Consider the following 20,991-nt stretch of genomic DNA (forward strand, 5'->3'; position numbering starts at 1 on the left):
TTCTTGCCAGCCCTCACAAAACAACCCCGCGGACCTGCGTTCGCTATTGCCTGCCTGTCAGGAAAACCCGGGTTGCTACGCGCATTTCGTTGCCTCTGTGGCAACGTCGTGGCGCGCATAAAGGAGAAAGGAATGTTCCAACTTTCCACCCCCACTGTCCTCTTGCTGCTGTTCTGTTTTTACGGCCTGACCTTTTTGGTGTCGTTGCGGGTGAGCCGCAAGGACGAAAACGTCGATGGCTATATGGTTTCCAACAACTCCATTGGCTTCGGCATGGCGGCTGCCAGTATGACGGCCACCTGGATCTGGGCCGCCTCGTTCTACGCTTCCGCCAGTTCCGGTTACAAGTTCGGCCTCTCGGGCGCCATGCATTATGGCTTTTGGGGGGCGTTGATGATTTTGTTCATCTATCCGTTCGGACGGCGTTTTCGTGAACTGGCACCCAAGGCCCACACCTTGGCCGAGATCATGCACGCTCGCCACGGGCGCTCCAGCCAGATGATTCTCGCGGGCTCAAACATCGTCGGCAGCATGATCAGCCTGATGGTCAATTTTACCGCCGCGGGTGCGCTGGTTGCCGTACTGTCGCCGCTGAGTTTCATTCATGGCGTGTTGATCGCCGGGTTCGGGGTTTTGGGTTACACCATCTGGTCAGGGTTTCGCTCCTCGGTCATGACCGATTTCGGCCAGTTGGTTGCCATGATTTTTGCTGCAGTGGTGATCATCCCCATTATTTTCTTCCAGCTTGGCGGCCCTGATTTGTTCGCCCAGGGCATGCCGGATATCTCTGCGGAGCAAGCCAGCTTCTATTCAAAGACAGCTATTTTGGAACAGGGCGCACCGTATTTTGTGGCAGTGCTAGCCTATGCCATCGGCAATCAGACCATCGCGCAACGCCTGTTCGCCGTTCGTGAGGATTTGATGAAGTCGACCTTTATCACGGCGACCATTGGTTATGCCTCCATCGTGATCGGCTTGGGGATGCTGGGCTTTCTGGCGTTGCTGGCCGGTGTACAACCGGTGGATGGCGACTTGAACAACCTGATCCCGCAAATGGCCGCTACCTACTTGCCGCCCTTTGCAGTCGGACTGTTTTTCATCATGGTCATTGGCTCGCTGTCATCAACCGCCGATTCGGATTTATCGGCGTTGTCCGCGCTGGTAATGACTGACGTCTATGGGAAAAACCTGGCCAAAGGCAAACCAAACCCAAAAACCATGTTGCTCGTAGGACGTTTGACCATGGTCGCGGCGACGATGCTTGCCGTGGTGTTTGCCAGCCTCAAGCTGGACATCCTGACCATGCTCATCTTTGTCGGTGCGTTATGGGGCGCCATCGTGTTTCCGGTCATCGCCAGTCTGTATTGGGGACGGATCACCAATGCCGCCTTTACCTCTGCCGCCATGGCGGGCTTCCTGATGTTTCTGGTTGCGCGCTTCGAAATCCTTCCTTTGCAAGGAGCAGTGGCGCTGTTTTTCGAGCTGTTTGCGTCGATAGGTGGCGGAGTAGTCATCGGGTTGATGGCCTTCGGATTCCTTGGTCGCACCGCAGGGTTCGCGTTGGGCGGGCTGGCGTTTTTGATCCTGGCCCCGTTCGCATTCGGCTTCTTGCGTGATTACCCGGTACTGCTCAGCTCACTGACCGCCTATGGCGTCAGCACGCTGGTGTGCGTGTTTGTCAGTTTGCTGTCTGACGAACGTTTCGATTTTGACTGCATCGCCGAGCGCGTCGTCGCCTTTCATGACAACGACGAATGTGTCACTGAAGACAAAGGAGTTTCCCCATGTCCAGTTTTGCGTTAACCCTGTATGTGCTGATCTGGCCCGTCATTGCGGCGGGGGTGATGATCACCTTATGCGTCAGCGTGTATCGTGACATCCGAAAAGCCAGACGTGACGGCACCGACCTGGTCTAAAGGCGGCTCGAGGAGGCTATGTATTCGCCTCCGCCGGCAAGCCTTGCGTCTCGAACATGCAATAACCGCCCAAAAAAATGCCCCGATCTCTCGATCGGGGCATTTCTGTTTAACCCACCTTACTCAAACAAACCTGAAGCCTTAGTGGGAAACCGCCCCACTCGCCCCCAAGCCTGTCTGCGAACGAACAAATTGCGGGAAGAACAACGCCCGTTCCTTGACGCCTGCTGCGGATTTGTCAGTGACCGAGAAGAACCAGATCCCCACAAACGCAATGGCCATCGAGAACAACGCAGGGTACTCATACGGGAAGATAGCCTTCTCGTGATGCAGGATCTGCACCCAGATGGTCGGACCGAGCACCATCAAACCAACAGCGCTGATCAGACCCAGCCAGCCGCCGATCATCGCACCACGCGTGGTGAGCTTCTTCCAGTACATGGAAAGCAGCAGCACCGGGAAGTTACAGCTCGCCGCGATGGAGAACGCCAGGCCCACCATGAACGCGATGTTCTGGCTTTCGAACAGAATGCCCAGACCGATAGCCAGCACTGCCAAAGCGATAGTGGTGATTTTCGAGACGCGGATTTCATCCTTCTCGTTAGCCTTGCCCTTCTTGATCACACTGGCATACAGGTCGTGGGACACCGCCGAAGCACCGGCCAGGGTCAGACCGGCAACTACTGCCAGAATGGTCGCGAACGCTACTGCCGAGATAAAGCCCAGGAAGATACTGCCGCCGACCGCGTTGGCCAGGTGCACCGCCGCCATGTTGTTGCCGCCCAACAGCGCGCCAGCAGCATCTTTGAAGGCAGGGTTGGTGCTGACCAGCAGGATCGCGCCGAAGCCGATGATGAACGTCAGGATATAGAAGTAGCCAATGAAACCGGTCGCGTACAGCACGCTCTTGCGAGCTTCTTTCGCATCACTCACGGTGAAGAAGCGCATCAGAATGTGCGGCAGGCCAGCGGTACCGAACATCAGCGCCAGACCCAGGGAGAACGCAGAGACCGGGTCTTTCACCAGACCGCCCGGACTCATGATCGCGTCACCTTTCGGGTGAACCTTGATGGCTTCGGAGAACAGTGCGTTGAAGTCGAAGTTGACGTGCTTCATGACCATCAGCGCCATGAAAGAGGCACCGGACAGCAGCAATACAGCCTTGATGATCTGCACCCACGTGGTCGCCAGCATGCCGCCGAACAACACATACATGCACATCAGGATGCCGACCAGGATCACTGCTACATGATAGTCGAGACCGAACAGCAGCTGGATCAGCTTGCCGGCGCCGACCATTTGCGCGATCAGGTAGAACGCCACCACCACCAGCGAACCGCACGCGGACAGCGAGCGAATCTGGGTTTGCCCAAGGCGGTAGGACGCCACGTCGGCAAAGGTGTATTTACCCAGGTTACGCAGACGTTCGGCGATCAGGAACAGAATGATCGGCCAGCCCACCAGGAAGCCGATCGAGTAGATCAGGCCGTCGTAGCCGGACGTGAACACCAGGGCAGAAATACCCAGGAAAGACGCAGCCGACATGTAGTCACCGGCAATGGCCAGACCGTTCTGGAAGCCGGTGATCTTGCCACCCGCTGCATAGTAGTCGGCTGCCGAATTGTTCTTCTTCGAGGCCCAGTATGTGATGTACAACGTTGCGCCGACGAACGCCACGAACATGAGGATCGCAGGGATGTTCAGCGGTTGTTTGTGCACTTCGCCCGTCAGGGCTTCAGCCGCCCACGCGCCAGGCGCAAAGGCTGCAATGCTCAATAGAGCCATCAGACGCCGGATCATTGCTGAGCCTCCTTGAGAATCGCATTGTTCAGGTCGTCGAATTCGCCATTGGCGCGTCGCACATAAATAGCGGTCAAGATAAAGGCTGAGAGAATCAACCCGACACCGATCGGAATGCCCCAGGTAATCGATGACTCGGGACTGATTTTCGCCCCCAGTAAATGCGGCCCGTAAGCAATCAGAAGGATGAATCCGGAGTAAAGCCCAAGCATGATCGCCGAAAGAATCCAGGCGAACTTTTCTCGCTTACTAACCAGCTCCTTGAAGCGCGGGCTGTTTTGAATCGAGAGGTAAATGCTGTCGTTCATTGTTTTTATCCTCGCAGCACAGATTATTGTTGGAACGTTATCCACTCTATGCGGCTGCGGGCCAGGTTCCAGACGACCTTAGTATTAGAACGACATGACAGACTCGCCAAACTCCAGCACGCGGAAATAAATGTGGGAGCGAGCCTGCTCGCGATAGCGGTGTACCCGTCAACATCATCGCTGACTGATGCACCGCAATCGCGAGCAGGCTCGCTCCCACAGGGTTAAACGAGGTGACTGTTATTTAATCCAGTCAGCAACACGCTCCGGGTGTTTGGCAACCCAATCCTTCGCCGCTGCATCCGGCTTGGCGCCATCCTGAATCGCCAACATGACCTCGCCGATTTCGTCTTTCGACGCCCACTGGAAGTTCTTCAGGAACTTGGCCACTTCCGGTGCTTTGGTCGCCAACTCTTTGCTGCCGATGCTGTTAACGGTTTCAGCTGCGCCATAAACGCCTTTCGGGTCGTCCAGGAAGCGCAGTTTCCACTTGGCGAACATCCAGTGCGGCACCCAACCGGTGACGGCGATGGATTCGTTTTTCTTCTCGGCACGGGTCAGCTCGGCAATCATGCCGGCGCCGGAACTGGCCTTGAGGGTGTAGTTGGTCAGGCCGTAATCCTTGATAGCCTGATCGGTCTTGAGCATCACGCCCGACCCTGCGTCGATGCCAACAATGCGACCTTTGAAGCTATCGTCGGTTTTCAGGTCCTCAATCGACTTGGCTTTGACGTATTCCGGCACGATCAAACCGATTTTGGCGTCCTTGAAGTTCGGGCCGTAGTCGACGACCTGGTCCTTGTTCTTGGTCCAGTAATCGCCGTGAGTCACCGGCAGCCAGGCGGACAGCATCGCGTCGAGTTTGCCGGTTGCCACGCCCTGCCACATGATCCCGGTCGCCACCGCCTGGAGTTTCACGTCATAACCGAGCTTCTGCTTGATCACCTCGGCGGCCACATGCGTGGTCGCAACGCTGTCGGACCATCCGTCGACATAACCGATGCTCAGGGTTTTGCTCTCGGCATTGGCCATGGTGGAGCCAATCGCAAGCACCAGAGCGGCACCCGCGCCTAAAAGTCGTCGCATCTTCATCGTTACTTCCCCGAAAGTGCTGCGCTCGACGGATGCCGAGTCGCGTCAACGTATCGTTTTGGTGCGCCGTGCGCCCATCACGCTTCACTGCAAACTCGTTGGATCATCAACGCGATGTCTCTACAAAAGCGCTGATGCGTCGATCATCAACCTCACGACAACTGCGACCTTCTCTGCCAGCGACCTCAAGGCATCGAGAAACGACATCAGAACGCCATTAACCCTGACCGGGCAAAGCACGCAGGCCGATCCGCCCGAACTTTGCATGTCAAAAGCAGGTACGCCACCAAGCGCGAGGCAAATGCAGGTAACATGCGCGGCTTTGCTCCCACACGGCCTGACCATGTCCGCGACTTCCCGATTTCCTTTTTTTGCCTACCTGTTCGCTTGCCTGCTGGGACTGTTTGCCTTGGGTGGCTTCTGGTACGGCCTGGGCAAACCCGTGATCCTGCCCGACGTGGCCAGCGCCACGCACAAGTTGCAATGCGCCTCCTACACCCCGTTCGACAAAGACCAGTCGCCGTTCGACGTGCCGTTCAAATTGCGCCCCGAGCGCATGGACGCGGACCTCGCGTTGCTGGCCACCCGCTTTGAATGCATTCGCACGTACTCGATGACCGGCCTTGAAGCCCTGCCCGATCTGGCGCGCAAACATGGCCTGAAGCTGATGATCGGCGCCTGGGTCAACAGCAACCCTGTGGACACCGAGAAAGAAGTGGACCTGCTGATCGCCTCGGCCAACGCCAACGCGGATGTGGTGACCTCGGTCATCGTCGGCAACGAAGCCCTGCTGCGCAAGGAAGTGACTGGTCCGCAACTGGCGAAACTGATTAATAAAGTCAAAAGCCAGGTCAAACAGCCTGTCACTTACGCCGACGTCTGGGAGTTCTGGCTGAAGCACCCTGAAATCGCGCCAGCAGTGGACTTCCTGACGATTCACCTGCTGCCGTATTGGGAAGATGAACCTTCGAATATTGATGCCGCCCTCCAGCATGTCGCTGAAGTGCGTCAGGTGTTCGGCAACAAGTTTGCCCCCAAGGACGTGGTGATCGGCGAGACCGGTTGGCCGAGCGAAGGCCGTCAGCGCGAGACCGCCCTGCCGAGCCGGGTCAACGAGGCGAAGTTCATTCGCGGCTTCGTCGCCATGGCCGAACAACAAGGCTGGCACTACAACCTGATCGAAGCGTTTGACCAGCCGTGGAAACGCGCCAGTGAAGGCGCGGTGGGTGGTTACTGGGGGCTGTTCGATGCGGATCGCCAGGACAAGGGCGTCCTGGCAGGTCCGGTGTCGAATGTGCCGTACTGGTCGCAGTGGCTGGTTGTGGGCGGTTTTATCTTTCTGGGCACGCTGATCCTTGGCGGGCGTGTACGCAGCACACGTGCTGCTCTGGTTCTACCGCTGCTCGGCGCGCTGGCGGCGTGCTCGATTGGCGCCTGGGGCGATCTGGCACGCGTCACTACCCGGTTCACCAGTGAATGGGTGTGGGTCGGATTGCTGACGGCGTTGAATTTTCTGGTACTGGCCCATGCCGCGCTGACCTTGAGTGCCCGTACCGGCTGGCGTGAGCGTGCGTTTAACGTGCTTGAACGCCGTGCCGGCTGGCTGGTTGCGTTCGCAGGCTTTGCGGCAGCGGTGACAATGCTGGAGCTGGTGTTCGACCCGCGCTATCGCAGCTTCCCGAGCATGGCGTTCATCGTCCCGGCACTGGTCTATCTGTGCCGCCCGGTGAGCGTGCCGCGTCGGGAGATTGCGTTGCTGACGTTTATTATCGGTGCGGGCATTGCGCCGCAGTTGTTCCGTGAAGGGTTGCAGAATCAGCAGGCCTTGGGTTGGGCGCTGGTGAGTGTGTTGATGGTGGCGGCGTTGTGGCGGTGTTTGCGGGTTAGACACCCCTCATAAAATAATGCCTACGTTCAATTTCACTTTCCCTTACGGATTTTTTCAAGCACTAGCACTGTTTGTAATTTCTTATAAGTTTTATACGCATCAATATTTGCGTTCATAAGTTTGCGATTACTTGACATCAAATCCTGATGCGTGCCAAACGCCGCCAACACATCCGGTTTGATCCGCTGTTCGTATGCGGTTGATCCCTCCGCTACTCCTTCATCGATGGCTTGCTTTTTTGTTGAAGCGAGCTTATTCGATTGTTCTTGCAGCTGTTTCTCGTATTGCCGGCTCAATGGTTCTTGCACCTCTTCGACTTTTTTGAAGTTCGAAACAGCTTTGTTATGAGCTTTAGCTGCGGCATTTGCTTGCCTTCCGGTGTATTTGACGGGGCGCTTTAAACTTGGGAAAAAATTTCTAGAATCGGAAATCAATATTTGAGTGCCTTTAGCAATATCTTTGAAGCCTCCAAGAATCGCTCCGAATACAGCCCCAGTAGGATCCACCCGATTCACCGGATCCCCCGCGCAATACGCATAAGCATTCACCCCACCCTTCCCAAACGGACTCAAACTGTCCGGGCTGTTAAACCGCATCAACACCGGGTTAAACGCGCGATACCCATTCCCGAGCAAATAATGCCCGGTGACCGGATCCCGTCGCTCACCATTGAAACCCAAAAGACTGCTCAAGCCGTTTTCAGGTGACCGATGACCATAGGGCGCATAAACAGGCCGTTGATGCTCATCGACAGCAACCGCATGCAACACCGAACGTTGCAAATCAGTGGCGAGCAAAGCGCTGTCAACCCGCCCCGCCTCACGCTGCTGCTGTTGAGCCATGAGCTGTGATTCATGCTCGAACATCGAGTACCGCACCGGCCCCTGGATCTCAGTGGCCAGACGGTTTTTCCGATAAAAGCGCTGAACAGCATCCTGATTCAAGGGTGCGCAATTCACTACCCGGTCCAGCGGGTCGTATTGATAGCGGCAGAGCAACGTCTCTCGCTGAGCAGTCATGGCGTTGCTCCGATTCATATCCTTGGGATGGATAGCTAGATTCGGAGTTATCAGAAGGGCTGTCTACTATCAGAACTGTTAGGTAGAAGCTGCAACCTGTCTATGTTAGATGGGGACATTTGCCAACCTTACCGGCCTCATCGCGAGCAGGCTCACTCCTACATTTTGACCGCGCCCGCCTGCTGGGCACGGTCGCGATGACTGACTATCAAACAGTACGAGGCGCCCTGACCAACCGCAAAGCAGCAATCACCACCGCAAAAACAGCCAACGTCGTGTTGTACAACGCCAACGCCGGGAACCCCAACACCAGCGCCAGCACCGCCAACCACCACCCTGCCCGCCCCGGCAGCAAAAATCCGATCACAGCCGTCGCGACCGCTGACCAGCCCAATACGTTGAAATGAATCATCAAGCCCAGGTTCGAACGAGCCTGACACTCCCAGCGACTCGCCTCATCCACGCAAATCCCGACCCATTGCGCATCCTCCATGAAGCCATAACGCGCGCCATAACTGGCGGCCAGCCACAATGGCAGCAAAACAAGCAGCAAAATCACGGGCAGACGGCGAGACATGGAGCACTCCAATAGACGAAAACGGCGGCCAGCTTAATCCCCTCGCGGTTTTAAGCAAACGCGCGTAACAGATAACTAGTCATGAAACAGCCGCAAAGTGTATCGTCCAGCTACTATTACCCGGAATTAAGCCAGTTTGGTGCCGATGCGTGGCACTTTGGCGCCGAACCTGTGGTCATAGCCTGCGAACTTCATCCGGCACCTTCCTCTAAGGGATCTAGTCATGCTCCGTTCCTTGCGCTTCGCCGCCCTGTTTGGCGGCCTTATTTTGAGTGCGTCCGCACTGGCGGTCGACATCGACGCCGCCAGTTATGGCTACCCCTTGACCAACCCGTTCGAGGCGACCATTGCCACGACCCCACCGGACTTGCGTCCGGAGCTGCCGCTGGACGACGACATCAATCAGGAGGATCGCAGCATTACCCTGCGACCGGAGCGCGCCTTCGAACTGCCGGATAACTTCTGGGCGGTAAAAAAACTGACCTACCGTATCGCGACCCAGGATAAAGCGGCGCCGCTGATCTTCCTGATCGCCGGCACCGGTGCGCGCTATGACAGCAGCCTTAACGAGTACCTGAAGAAGCTCTACTACAAAGCGGGTTACCACGTTGTGCAATTGTCGTCGCCGACCAGCTTCGACTTCATCAGCGCCGCCTCACGCTTCGCGACCCCGGGCATCACCAAGGAAGATGCCGAAGACATGTACCGGGTGATGCAGGCGGTTCGAGCACAAAACCCGAAAGTGCCGGTTACCGAGTATTACCTGACGGGCTATAGCCTCGGCGCACTGGATGCCGCGTTCGTCGCGCACCTGGACGAAACCCGTCGCAGCTTCAACTTCAAGAAAGTCCTGCTGCTCAACCCGCCGGTCAACCTCTACACCTCCATCACCAATCTGGACAAACTCGTTCAGACCGAGGTGAAGGGCATCAATAACAGCACGACGTTCTATGAACTGGTGTTGAACAAACTGACCCGCTACTTCCAGCAAAAAGGCTACATCGACCTCAACGATGCGCTGCTCTACGACTTCCAGCAGTCCAAACAGCACCTGACCAACGAACAGATGGCCATGCTCATTGGCACTTCGTTCCGTTTCTCGGCGGCCGACATTGCCTTTACCTCGGACCTGATCAACCGCCGCGGCCTGATCACCCCGCCGAAATACCCGATCACCGAAGGCACCAGCCTCACGCCATTCCTCAAGCGTGCGCTGCAGTGCGACTTCGATTGCTACATCACCGAACAGGTCATCCCGATGTGGCGCGCTCGCACTGACGGCGGCAGCCTGCTGCAACTGATCGACCAGGTCAGCTTGTATGCGCTCAAGGATTACCTGCGTGACAGCCCGAAAATCTCCGTCATGCACAACGCCGACGACGTCATCCTCGGCCCGGGCGACCTCGGTTTCCTGCGCAAGACCTTCGGCGACCGCCTGACCGTTTACCCATTGGGCGGCCATTGCGGCAACCTTAATTACCGCGTCAACAGCGACGCCATGCTGGAGTTCTTCCGTGGCTAAATATCTCCTGCTTATCGCAGCGTTACTCTGTGCAGGCGTCGCCAATGCCGACAACAGCAAAGCCAACGCCCCTGTCGTCGTCGACAGTGACGGCTTCAAAGAGCCGCTGAGCAAACTCAACTTCAACCCGGGGCTGGATCAGCGCGAGTTCGAACGCTCGACGCTCAACGCGCTGAACGTCTACGACCCGCTGGAACAGTGGAACCGTCGCGTTTACCACTTCAACTACCGTTTCGACCAATGGGTGTTCCTGCCCGTCGTCGATGGCTATCGCTATATCACCCCGAGCTTCCTGCGCACCGGCGTCAGCAACTTCTTCAACAACATCGGCGATGTGCCGAACCTGTTGAACAGCCTGCTGCAGTTCAAAGGCAAGCGCTCGATGGAAACCACCGCACGCCTGTTGCTCAACACCACCATCGGCATCGCCGGCCTGTGGGACCCTGCCACCGCCATGGGCCTGCCGCGCCAGAGTGAAGACTTCGGCCAGACGCTGGGCTTCTACGGCGTGCCGGGCGGCGCGTACTTCGTGCTGCCGATCCTCGGTCCTTCCAACATCCGTGACACCGGTGGCCTGGCCGTGGACTTCAGTGCCGAGTCGGCGATCAACTTCCTGAACGTCTCGGAAGTCAGCTCGAACCATCCTGAAGTCTGGATGCTGCGCGGCGTTGACCGTCGTTACCAGACCAGCTTCCGCTATGGTCAGCTGAACTCGCCATTCGAGTACGAGAAAGTGCGCTACGTGTACACCGAGTCGCGCAAGTTGCAGATCGCCGAGTAAGTTCGGCGGCGACAAAAAAGGCCATTCGATGCAAATCGAATGGCCTTTTTCATGCAGTTAACAACACCACATATTCCCTGTAGGAGTGAGCCTGCTCGCGATAGCGATATGACATTCAACGTTAATGTTGACTGACATACCGCCATCGCGAGCAGGCTCACTCCTACAATTGTTGAGTGCCAGGCTTCAGTTTTTGAGAGCCTTCCAGAGTTTGCTCACAGCCATCACCCCAGCCAACACCACCGCACCCGCCACAATCCCCGCCACGGCATTCAGCAACATCGGTACGATAAAACCCGCCCCGCCTGCACTTGCGCTGACGCTTTCGATCCAGTGATGAATCACCGGCACACCATGGGTCAGAATCCCGCCGCCCACCAAAAACATCGCCGCCGTACCAATCACCGACAGGCTTTTCATCATGTAAGGCGCGGCGCGCAGAATCCCGTTGCCGATGCTTTTGGCCATCTGACCGGGCTTCTGCGTCAACCACAGGCCGAGATCGTCAAGTTTGACGATGCCTGCCACCAGGCCATAAACACCCACCGTCATCACAATAGCAATGCCCGATAGCACGATGACCTGCTGGGTCAGCGAAGCGCCCGCCACAGTGCCCAAGGTAATGGCGATGATTTCCGCTGACAGAATGAAGTCGGTGCGAATGGCCCCCTTGATCTTGTCCTTTTCGAACGCCACAAGATCGGTCGCCGGATCGGCTACGGCTTCAACCAGCTGTGCATGCTCGGCCTGATCCTCGGCCTTGCTGTGCAGGAATTTGTGCGCGAGTTTCTCGAAACCTTCAAAACACAGGTAAGCGCCACCGACCATCAACAACGGTGTGACCAGCCAGGGAATGAATGCACTGATGGCCAGCGCCGAGGGCACCAGGATCAATTTGTTAAGAAACGACCCTTTGGCGACAGCCCAGACCACCGGAATTTCCCGCTCGGCCCGCACGCCGGACACTTGCTGGGCATTGAGCGCCAGGTCGTCACCGAGTACGCCAGCGGTCTTTTTGGCAGCCATTTTGGTCATCAACGCCACATCGTCGAGTACCGCGGCGATGTCGTCGATCAGCAACAGCAAACTGCTTCCTGCCATGAATGAGTTTTCCTTCGAAGAGTGAATGCTGCGCAGCATAGCCTGCCCACAGCGCGACGGGGCATTCTTGAGCGCCGCGCGAAGCCGGTGCTACCATGCGCAACCGCCAGCACAGGCAAGGAACCACCGGGTTTATGAGCACTATCCGCGAGCGCAACAAAGAACTGATCCTGCGTGCCGCCAGTGAAGAATTTGCCGACAAGGGCTTCGCTGCGACCAAAACCAGTGACATCGCCGCCAAGGCGGGATTGCCCAAGCCCAACGTCTACTACTACTTCAAATCCAAGGAAAACCTCTACCGCGAGGTCCTGGAAAGCATCATCGAGCCGATTCTGCAGGCCTCGACGCCATTCAACGCCGACGGTGTGCCCAGTGAAGTGCTGAGCGGCTATATTCGCTCGAAAATCCGCATCTCCCGCGACCTGCCTTTTGCCTCCAAGGTGTTCGCCAGCGAAATCATGCACGGCGCCCCACACTTGAGCGCTGACCTGGTGGAACAGCTCAACAGCCAGGCCAAGCACAACATCGACTGCATTCAGACGTGGATCGACCGCGGGCAGATCGCAACCATCGACCCCAATCACCTGATGTTCAGCATCTGGGCAGCAACCCAGACATACGCCGACTTCGACTGGCAGATCACTGCCATTACCGGCAAGGCCAAGCTGGATGAAGACGATTACGAAGCGGCAGCGCAGACGATTATCCGGTTGGTGCTGAAGGGGTGTGAGCCGGACTGATAGACCGGATTGCCGCCATCGCGAGCAGGCTCTCTCCTACAGGGGATCTTCAGTGCCCAGTACTTCTGCGGTGAACGCAAATCCCTGTAGGAGTGAGCCTGCTCGCGATGAAGGCAACTCGGTTTCAGCTCAAACCCAGATAGCATCCCACAACGGATAATCGCCAAGTGTTTCCACCAGTCCAGCCCGCAGCGGGTTGGCGACTACATATCGAGCCACTTTTACCAAATCCTCTTCCCTGCGCAGTGCCCGGTCGTGAAATCCTCTTTGCCACAGACTCGTGGTTAGACCGGTAGACTGCTTCACGGCTTTAGTACTCATAGACTTGGTTTTCTGCATCAGCTCACTTAAAGATCCCTTCTGCAACTCAATTAACCAATGAAAATGATCGGGCATTACGACCCAGGCCAATGAGTTTGCAAAGCCCAGTTTCTGTGCATTTCGAAATTGATCGACCACCAACCTGCCCAAGGTGAAATCCCTGAAAATCGGGGTCCGGTGAAATGTGTTAGTGGTTAGCAGATAAATTCGGCTGGCTTCGGCATAGCGTCCGACTCGCAGTCGATTTGCAGCAGGTAAATCCGGCATTCCTTTGCCTCCAATGATCAGGTCATTAGAAGGCTAGCCTGCGGATTCAAATGGGTGGGTCAAACTAAAGGCAGGATGTGTCGGTTAAATAGCTATCGCGAGCAGGCTCACTCCTACACCGATCGTGGCCGGACAAAAAAATGTCTGACCACCGCGAATTCCATGTAGGAGTGAGCCTGCTCGCGATAGCGGTTAATCAATCACCACAAAATCAAGCACTCACCCCCGCATCCGCCCGCAACCCCAACGCCTCAATCGCATTGATCGCGCACTGTTCATCAACATCCGACAAATCCCCGCTGATCCCCACCGCCCCCAGCACATTCCCGTCCTCATCCCGCACGAGCACACCACCCGGTGCCGGCACGACGCTGCCCTGCCCCAGGCTATTCAATGCCGCGATGAAGGCTGGTCGTTGCTGGGCGTCCAGTGCCAGCAGGCGCGAGCCTTTGCCCAGCGCGATGGCGCCCCAGGCTTTGCCGATGGCGATTTGCGGGCGTAGCAGGCTGGCGCCGTCTTCGCGCTGCAGGGAGATCAGGTGGCCGCCAGCGTCCAGCACGGCGATGGTTAAAGGCGCTGCGTTGATTGCACGCGCAGCGGAGATGGCCTGACTGGTCAGGTTGACTGCAACTTTCAAGGTTAAAGCGCTCATGGTGCCGTCCTCATTTTGTTATAGGGAAAGCCAGTGGACTGCGCCGAAGTGCCGCAGTCCGATGCGACAAATAGAACACAATGAGTTATTTTTTTGTATACAATAATTATCGAAAAGCGCGACATGCGACGAAAAGCCACAGTAGAACCGGCTTCCGACGAATGAAACACTCGCTTGAGAAAATGGATTGACCTGCGCCGTCCGCCGTGAATACACTCTGCGCAAAGCCACTTGTATACAATTACAAAACGTAAGAGGCACAAAACCATGAGCAAAATGAGAGCAATCGAAGCCGCCGTTCTGGTGATGCGCCGTGAAGGGGTTGATACCGCTTTTGGCATCCCTGGCGCCGCGATCAACCCGCTGTACTCCGCCCTGCAGAAGGTCGGTGGCATCGATCACGTCCTCGCTCGCCACGTTGAAGGCGCCTCGCACATGGCTGAGGGCTACACCCGCACCAAGGCTGGCAACATCGGCGTGTGCATCGGCACTTCCGGCCCTGCCGGTACGGACATGGTCACCGGGCTCTACAGCGCCTCGGCCGACTCGATCCCGATCCTGTGCATCACCGGGCAAGCACCCCGCGCCCGTATGCATAAGGAAGACTTCCAGGCCGTCGACATCACCGCAATCGTCAAACCTGTCACCAAATGGTCGACCACTGTCATGGAGCCGGGCCAAGTGCCCTACGCGTTCCAGAAAGCCTTCTACGAAATGCGCTCCGGCCGTCCAGGCCCCGTGCTGATCGACCTGCCGTTCGACGTGCAGATGGCTGAAATCGAATTCGACATCGACGCCTACGAGCCTCTGCCGCTGGCCAAGCCGACCGCGAACCGCGTGCAAATCGAGAAGGCCCTGGCCATGCTCGATCAAGCTGAGCGTCCATTGCTGGTTGCCGGTGGTGGCATCATCAATGCCGATGCGGCCGACCTGTTGGTCGAGTTCGCTGAACTGACCGGTATCCCGGTTATCCCGACCCTGATGGGCTGGGGCACGATCCCGGACGATCACCCGTTGATGGTGGGTATGGTGGGTCTGCAGACCTCGCACCGCTACGGCAACGCGACGATGCTCAAGTCCGATCTGGTGCTGGGCGTCGGCAACCGTTGGGCCAACCGCCACACCGGTTCGATTGACGTTTACACCGAAGGCCGCAAATTCATTCACGTCGACATCGAACCGACCCAGATCGGCCGCGTGTTCACCCCGGACCTGGGCATCGTTTCCGACGCCGCTGCCGCGCTGACCGTGTTCATCGAAGTTGCTCGCGAGTGGCAAGCTGCCGGCAAACTGAAAAACCGCAGCGCCTGGCTGCAAGATTGCCAACAGCGTAAAGCCAGCCTGCACCGCAAGACTCACTTCGATAACGTGCCGGTCAAGCCGCAACGCGTTTACGAAGAGATGAACCAGGTGTTCGGCAAAGACACCTGCTACGTCAGCACCATTGGTCTGTCGCAGATTGCCGGCGCACAGTTCCTGCACGTCTATAAGCCTCGCCACTGGATCAACTGCGGCCAGGCGGGCCCATTGGGCTGGACCATTCCGGCTGCGCTGGGCGTGGTCAAGGCAGACCCGACCCGCAAGGTCGTGGCGCTGTCGGGCGACTATGATTTCCAGTTCATGATCGAAGAATTGGCCGTGGGCGCGCAGTTCAAGCTGCCGTACATTCACGTTGTGGTAAACAACTCGTACCTGGGGCTGATTCGTCAGGCGCAGCGCGGTTTCGATATGGACTACTGCGTGCAGTTGTCCTTCGATAACCTGAACGCTCCGGAACTCAACGGTTACGGTGTCGACCACGTCGCAGTGGCCGAAGGTCTGGGCTGCAAGGCACTGCGCGTGTTCGAACCGGATCAGATCCAGCCTGCCCTGCGCAAGGCTCAGGAACTGATCGAAGAGTTCAAGGTGCCCGTCATCGTCGAGATCATTCTGGAGCGCGTGACCAACATTTCCATGGGTACCGAGATCAACGCCGTCAACGAATTCGAAGACCTGGCGTTGGTCGGCAACGACGCACCGACTGCGATTTCGTTGTTGGATTAAGAACGACCTTGTACCTGTAGCAGCTGCCGAGGCACGAGGCTGCGTTGCGTGTCCGCAGGACCGCCGCCGGGGGCCGCTTCGCAGCCCAACGCAGCCTCGTACCTCGACAGCTGCTACAGGGAACTGAATTTACAGGAGACCACCATGCCGCGTTTCGCAGCCAACCTGTCCATGCTGTTCACCGAACAGGATTTCCTTGCCCGTTTCGAAGCTGCCGCCAAGGCTGGTTTCAGTGGTGTCGAGTACCTGTTTCCTTACGATTTCAGCTCGGCTGAAATCAAAGCCACGCTCGACGCCAATGGCCTGACCCAAGTGCTGTTCAACTTGCCGGCCGGTGACTGGGCCAAGGGCGAACGCGGCATCGCGTGCCTGCCGGATCGGGTGGAAGAATTCCGCGCCGGTGTCGACCTGGCCATCGCTTACGCGCAAGTGCTGGGCAACACCCAGATCAACTGCCTGGCCGGTATTCGTCCACAAGGTGTCGACGACGCCACGGTCGAAAAAACCTTCGTCACCAACCTCAAGTACGCAGCCGACAAGCTGCAGGCGGCGGGCATCAAACTGGTGATGGAAGCGATCAACACCCGCGACATCCCGGGGTTCTACCTGAACAACACGGCGCAAGCCCTGTCGATTCGCGAACAGGTCGGCAGTGCCAACCTCTTCCTGCAATACGACATCTATCACATGCAAATCATGGAGGGCGACCTGGCCCGCACCATGGCTGCGCACCTGGGCGAGATCAACCATATCCAGTTGGCCGACAACCCGGGACGCAACGAACCTGGCACCGGTGAAATCAATTACCGCTTCCTGTTCGAACACCTGGACCGCATCGGTTATCAGGGATGGGTCGGCTGTGAATACAAACCGCTGACCACCACCGAAGCCGGCCTGGGCTGGCTCAAAACCCATAACGCAATTTGATCTGACGCAGAACCCTTGTGGGAGCGAGCCCATGTGGCGAGGGGATTTATCCCCGTTCGGCTGCGAAGCAGTCGTAAAACCGGCACATGCGCTCTACCTGACTCACAGCGAAAACAAATTTGGGGCCGCTTCGCTGCCCAACGGGGATAAATCCCCTCGCCACAAAGCTCACCGACTCAGGGTCGGGAGCAAGACAATAAGAGGAATTTCTCATGGCTAAAATCGGATTTATCGGCACTGGCATCATGGGCCACCCAATGGCGTTGAACCTGCAGAAAGCCGGTCACAGCCTGTTCCTGTCGCAACACCACGACGCTGCGCCCGCCGACCTGATCGCCGCTGGCGCCGTCGCCCTGGCGAACCCGAAAGAAGTCGCTCAGGAAGCTGAATTCATCATCGTCATGGTGCCGGACACCCCGCAGGTCGACGACGTGCTGTTCCGCGCTGACGGCATCGCCGCCGGTGTTGGCAAAGGCAAAGTCGTGATCGACATGAGCTCGATCTCCCCAACCGCCACCAAAGCCTTCGCTGCAAAAATCAACGAAAAAGGCGCCCAGTACCTCGACGCGCCAGTGTCAGGCGGTGAAGTCGGCGCCAAAGCCGCGACCCTGAGCATCATGGTCGGTGGCGATGCCGATGCCTTTGAACGCGTACTGCCGCTGTTCCAGGCCATGGGCAAGAACATCACACTGGTGGGCGGCAATGGCGACGGTCAGACCGCGAAAGTGGCTAACCAGATCATCGTTGCGCTGAACATCCAGGCCGTCGCCGAAGCCCTGTTGTTCGCCTCGAAAAACGGTGCCGATCCAGCCAAGGTGCGTGAAGCGCTGATGGGCGGTTTCGCCTCGTCGAAAATCCTTGAAGTGCACGGCGAGCGCATGATCAAAGGCACCTTTGATCCGGGCTTCCGCATCAGCCTGCACCAGAAGGACTTGAACCTGGCCCTGGCCGGTGCTCGCGAGTTGGGCATCAACCTGCCGAACACCGCTAACACCCAGCAAGTGTTCAGCACCTGCGCGGCCATCGGTGGCAGCAACTGGGATCACTCGGCGCTGATCAAAGGTCTGGAACACATGGCGAATTTCTCGATCCGCGATAAATAACAACAATCTGAAGCTGGCTCGGTCCCTGTGGGAGCTGGCTTGCCTGCGATAGTATCGACTCGGTCTGCCCGAAATACCGCGTCGCCTGAATCGCAGGCAAGCCAGCTTCCACAGGACCGCGTCGCAACACCTGATTTCGCTTTGTCCCAATAACAAGAATTCCGGGAGCTCGCCATGTCGATCGATCCGCAACAATTTCTTCGCGACCTGTTCGCCTCCGCCATCGACGCGGCCCATCCTCAACAAGTCCTCGAAGCTCACTTGCCGACTGATCGCAGCGGTCGGGTGATCGTCATTGGCGCCGGCAAAGCTGCCGCCGCCATGGCCCAAGTGGTCGAGCGTTGCTGGAAGGGTGAAGTCTCCGGCCTGGTCGTTACCCGCTACGGCCACGGCGCCCCGTGCGAAAAAATCGAAGTGGTCGAAGCTGCCCACCCGGTGCCCGACGCAGCCGGTCTGGCCGTCGCCAAGCGCGTGCTGGAACTGGTCAGCAACCTGACCGAAGACGACCGCGTGATCTTCCTGCTGTCAGGCGGGGGGTCTGCATTGCTGGCGCTGCCGGCGGCCGGGATTACCCTTTCCGACAAACAGTCGATCAACAAAGCCCTTCTCAAATCCGGCGCCACCATCGGCGAGATGAACTGCGTACGCAAACACCTCTCGGCGATCAAAGGCGGCCGTCTCGGCAAGGCCTGCTGGCCTGCCACTGTTTATACCTATGCGATTTCCGATGTGCCGGGCGACCTCGCCACGGTCATCGCCTCCGGCCCGACTGTGGCCGACCCAAGCACCTCCGCCGAAGCGCTGGCAATCCTCAAGCGCTATGGCATCGACGTCCCGGCGACCGTACGCGATTGGCTACAGAGCCCGGAATCGGAAACCGTCAAACCGGGTGATCCAAGCCTGGCACGCAGTCATTTCCAGCTGATCGCCCGGCCCCAGCAGTCGCTTGAAGCGGCCGCGGTGAAAGCACGTCAGGCCGGTTTCAGCCCACTGATCCTCGGCGACCTGGAAGGCGAGTCCCGGGAAGTGGCCAAGGTTCACGCCGGCATCGCGCGCCAAGTGGTGCTGCATGGGCAACCACTGCCGGCACCGTGCGTGATCCTTTCCGGTGGCGAAACCACCGTGACCGTGCGCGGCAATGGCCGTGGCGGACGCAACGCCGAGTTCCTGCTGAGCCTGACCGACAGCCTCAAAGGCTTGCCCGGCGTTTACGCACTGGCCGGTGATACCGACGGCATCGACGGCTCCGAAGACAATGCCGGCGCCATCATGACCCCGGACAGCTATGCCCGCGCCGCCGCGTTGGGTCTGAGCGCCAGCGATGAGCTGGACAACAACAATGGCTACGGCTACTTCGAGGCACTCGACGCCCTGATCGTTACCGAGCCGACGCGCACCAACGTCAATGACTTCCGCGCCATCCTGATTCTCGAGAGCCCTAAAAATGACGCCTGACAAAAAGGTCAAAATTCTCGCCACCCTCGGCCCGGCCACCGATGGCATCGACGACATCCGTGAGCTGGTCGAGGCCGGGGTCAACATTTTCCGTTTGAATTTCAGCCACGGCGATCACGCGGATCATGCGCAGCGTTATCAGTGGATTCGTGAAGTCGAACGCCAGCTGAACTACCCGCTGGGCATTCTGATGGACCTGCAAGGCCCGAAACTGCGGGTCGGCAAGTTCGCCGAGGGCAAAGTGCAACTGGTGCGTGGCCAGGCATTGCGCCTGGACCTGGACCCGACTCCGGGTGATCAGCGCCGCGTTAACCTGCCCCACCCGGAAATCATCGCCGCGCTGGAGCCGGGCATGGACCTGCTGCTCGATGACGGCAAGCTGCGCCTGCGAGTGGTCACCAAATACGCCGACGCCATCGATACCACCGTGCTGAACGGCGGTGAGCTGTCGGACCGCAAAGGCGTGAATGTACCGCAGGCGGTGCTGGAATTGAGCCCGCTGACCGCCAAGGATCGTCGCGACTTGAGCTTCGGCCTGGAACTGGGCGTGGACTGGGTGGCGCTGTCGTTTGTGCAACGTCCGGAAGACATTCGCGAAGCCCGCACATTGATCGGCGACAAAGCGTTTCTGATGGCCAAGATCGAGAAGCCATCGGCGGTCACTCAATTGCGCGAAATCGCTGAGCTGAGCGACGCGATCATGGTGGCGCGTGGCGATCTGGGCGTTGAAGTACCCGCCGAAAGCGTGCCGCAGATTCAGAAGAACATCATCACCATCTGCCGCCAGCTCGGCAAACCGGTGGTGGTGGCGACACAGATGCTCGAATCCATGCGCTTCTCCCCTGCCCCGACCCGCGCCGAGGTGACCGATGTTGCCAACGCCGTGGCCGAAGGGGCCGACGCGGTGATGCTGTCGGCGGAAACCGCGTCCGGCGAGTACCCGCTGGAAGCCGTGCAGATGATGAGCAAGATCATCCGCCAGGTGGAAAACGGCCCGGACTACCAGGCTCAATTGGACGTGAGTCGGCCAAAAGCCGAGGCCACTGTTTCCGATGCGATCAGCTGTGCGATTCGTCGTATCAGCAACGTGTTGCCGGTGGCGGTGCTGGTGAATTACAGCGAGTCGGGGACGTCCAGTCTGCGTGCGGCGCGCGAGCGTCCGACGGTGCCGATTCTCAACCTCACACCGAACCTGCAGGCCGCGCGCCGCTTGACCGTGGCGTGGGGCGTGCACTCGGTGGTCAATGACCGGCTGCGCCAGGTAGATGAAGTGTGCTCGACGGCACTTGAGATCGCGCAAGCGCAGGGCATGGCTCAGCGTGGCGACACGTTGTTGATCACCGCGGGTGTGCCCTTTGGGCAGCCTGGGTCGACTAACTCGTTGCGTATCGAGACGTTGATCTAGCGATTACCCTTTGTGGCGAGGGGATTTATCCCCGTTCGGCTGCGCAGCAGTCGGCGTTTTGGCGTGACGGTTCC

The 20,991-nt window shown here is 58.1% G+C and carries 19 protein-coding genes; 11 read left to right on the top strand and 8 right to left on the bottom strand.

What is annotated here, in order from left to right:
• The first annotated feature begins 132 nt into the window (after positions 1–132).
• Positions 133–1,803: a sodium:solute symporter family protein gene (locus tag H7698_RS03765; RefSeq protein WP_194690628.1), complete on the top strand. Its 1,671-nt coding sequence runs from the start codon at positions 133–135 to the stop codon at positions 1,801–1,803.
• Complete coding sequence (locus tag H7698_RS31305) at positions 1,785–1,916, top strand: putative transporter small subunit (protein ID WP_218576848.1); 132 nt, start codon at positions 1,785–1,787, stop codon at positions 1,914–1,916. Before H7698_RS03765 ends, H7698_RS31305 begins: the two co-directional genes overlap by 19 nt.
• A gap of 141 nt (positions 1,917–2,057) precedes the next feature.
• Here the strand turns inward: H7698_RS31305 and H7698_RS03770 are convergent, their stop codons facing one another.
• From H7698_RS03770 to H7698_RS03780, 3 genes are all read right to left on the bottom strand, one after another.
• Positions 2,058–3,716, bottom strand: a complete 1,659-nt coding sequence (locus tag H7698_RS03770; RefSeq protein ID WP_162436052.1) for a cation acetate symporter — start codon at positions 3,714–3,716, stop codon at positions 2,058–2,060.
• On the bottom strand, positions 3,713–4,024 hold the full coding sequence (locus tag H7698_RS03775) for a DUF485 domain-containing protein (RefSeq protein WP_162436051.1): 312 nt from the start codon (positions 4,022–4,024) through the stop codon (positions 3,713–3,715). Before H7698_RS03775 ends, H7698_RS03770 begins: the two co-directional genes overlap by 4 nt.
• 240 nt (positions 4,025–4,264) lie before the next feature.
• Positions 4,265–5,116: a glycine betaine ABC transporter substrate-binding protein gene (locus H7698_RS03780; RefSeq protein WP_162436050.1), complete on the bottom strand. Its 852-nt coding sequence runs from the start codon at positions 5,114–5,116 to the stop codon at positions 4,265–4,267.
• Positions 5,117–5,417: 301 nt separating this feature from the next.
• On the opposite strand from H7698_RS03780, the gene H7698_RS03785 reads away from it, so the two are divergent.
• Positions 5,418–7,016 carry a glycoside hydrolase family 17 protein gene (locus H7698_RS03785; protein WP_194690629.1) on the top strand — a complete coding sequence of 533 codons (1,599 nt, stop codon included), beginning with the start codon at positions 5,418–5,420 and terminating at the stop codon, positions 7,014–7,016.
• A 20-nt stretch (positions 7,017–7,036) separates the two neighbouring features.
• Here the strand turns inward: H7698_RS03785 and H7698_RS03790 are convergent, their stop codons facing one another.
• Both H7698_RS03790 and H7698_RS03795 read right to left on the bottom strand, forming a co-directional pair.
• A complete protein-coding gene (locus H7698_RS03790; RefSeq protein ID WP_194690630.1) occupies positions 7,037–8,023 on the bottom strand; it encodes an RHS repeat-associated core domain-containing protein in 987 nt (328 codons plus the stop codon).
• A 208-nt stretch (positions 8,024–8,231) separates the two neighbouring features.
• Positions 8,232–8,600, bottom strand: coding sequence for a hypothetical protein (locus H7698_RS03795; protein WP_162436047.1), 369 nt, complete (start codon positions 8,598–8,600; stop codon positions 8,232–8,234).
• 223 nt (positions 8,601–8,823) lie between these two features.
• On the opposite strand from H7698_RS03795, the gene H7698_RS03800 reads away from it, so the two are divergent.
• Positions 8,824–10,122 (top strand): serine/threonine protein kinase, encoded by a 1,299-nt coding sequence (locus H7698_RS03800; RefSeq protein ID WP_162436046.1) that lies wholly within the window; start codon positions 8,824–8,826, stop codon positions 10,120–10,122.
• Positions 10,115–10,903 carry an MlaA family lipoprotein gene (locus H7698_RS03805; protein ID WP_194690631.1) on the top strand — a complete coding sequence of 263 codons (789 nt, stop codon included), beginning with the start codon at positions 10,115–10,117 and terminating at the stop codon, positions 10,901–10,903. The genes H7698_RS03800 and H7698_RS03805 overlap by 8 nt, the downstream gene beginning before the upstream one ends.
• Positions 10,904–11,089: 186 nt before the next feature.
• Here H7698_RS03805 and H7698_RS03810 read toward each other — a convergent pair whose 3' ends face one another.
• On the bottom strand, positions 11,090–12,004 hold the full coding sequence (locus H7698_RS03810) for a DUF808 domain-containing protein (protein WP_194690632.1): 915 nt from the start codon (positions 12,002–12,004) through the stop codon (positions 11,090–11,092).
• Between the two features lie 134 nt (positions 12,005–12,138).
• Here H7698_RS03810 and H7698_RS03815 point away from each other — a divergent pair, with 134 nt between their 5' ends.
• A complete protein-coding gene (locus H7698_RS03815) occupies positions 12,139–12,744 on the top strand; it encodes a TetR/AcrR family transcriptional regulator (RefSeq protein WP_194690633.1) in 606 nt (201 codons plus the stop codon).
• A 129-nt stretch (positions 12,745–12,873) separates the two neighbouring features.
• On the opposite strand, the gene H7698_RS03820 is transcribed toward H7698_RS03815, so the two are convergent.
• A complete protein-coding gene (locus tag H7698_RS03820) occupies positions 12,874–13,332 on the bottom strand; it encodes an REP-associated tyrosine transposase (protein WP_194690634.1) in 459 nt (152 codons plus the stop codon).
• A 211-nt stretch (positions 13,333–13,543) separates the two neighbouring features.
• The gene (locus H7698_RS03825; protein ID WP_194690635.1) at positions 13,544–13,984 is read right to left on the bottom strand and encodes a GlcG/HbpS family heme-binding protein; all 441 of its coding nucleotides are present in this window, start codon (positions 13,982–13,984) and stop codon (positions 13,544–13,546) included.
• Between the two features lie 267 nt (positions 13,985–14,251).
• Here H7698_RS03825 and gcl point away from each other — a divergent pair, with 267 nt between their 5' ends.
• From gcl to pyk, 5 genes are all read left to right on the top strand, one after another.
• Complete coding sequence (gene gcl / locus H7698_RS03830) at positions 14,252–16,027, top strand: glyoxylate carboligase (RefSeq protein ID WP_194690636.1); 1,776 nt, start codon at positions 14,252–14,254, stop codon at positions 16,025–16,027.
• A 144-nt stretch (positions 16,028–16,171) separates the two neighbouring features.
• The gene (hyi, locus tag H7698_RS03835) at positions 16,172–16,954 is read left to right on the top strand and encodes a hydroxypyruvate isomerase (protein WP_194690637.1); all 783 of its coding nucleotides are present in this window, start codon (positions 16,172–16,174) and stop codon (positions 16,952–16,954) included.
• Between the two features lie 212 nt (positions 16,955–17,166).
• Positions 17,167–18,057 (top strand): 2-hydroxy-3-oxopropionate reductase, encoded by an 891-nt coding sequence (locus H7698_RS03840; RefSeq protein WP_162435957.1) that lies wholly within the window; start codon positions 17,167–17,169, stop codon positions 18,055–18,057.
• Positions 18,058–18,231: 174 nt separating this feature from the next.
• On the top strand, positions 18,232–19,512 hold the full coding sequence (locus H7698_RS03845; protein WP_194690638.1) for a glycerate kinase type-2 family protein: 1,281 nt from the start codon (positions 18,232–18,234) through the stop codon (positions 19,510–19,512).
• Positions 19,502–20,917 (top strand): pyruvate kinase, encoded by a 1,416-nt coding sequence (gene pyk / locus H7698_RS03850; RefSeq protein WP_162435955.1) that lies wholly within the window; start codon positions 19,502–19,504, stop codon positions 20,915–20,917. Before H7698_RS03845 ends, pyk begins: the two co-directional genes overlap by 11 nt.
• Positions 20,918–20,991: the final 74 nt, after the last annotated feature.

Origin of the sequence: Pseudomonas sp. p50(2008) (assembly GCF_015351605.1) — a bacterium.
Taxonomy (GTDB): domain Bacteria; phylum Pseudomonadota; class Gammaproteobacteria; order Pseudomonadales; family Pseudomonadaceae; genus Aquipseudomonas.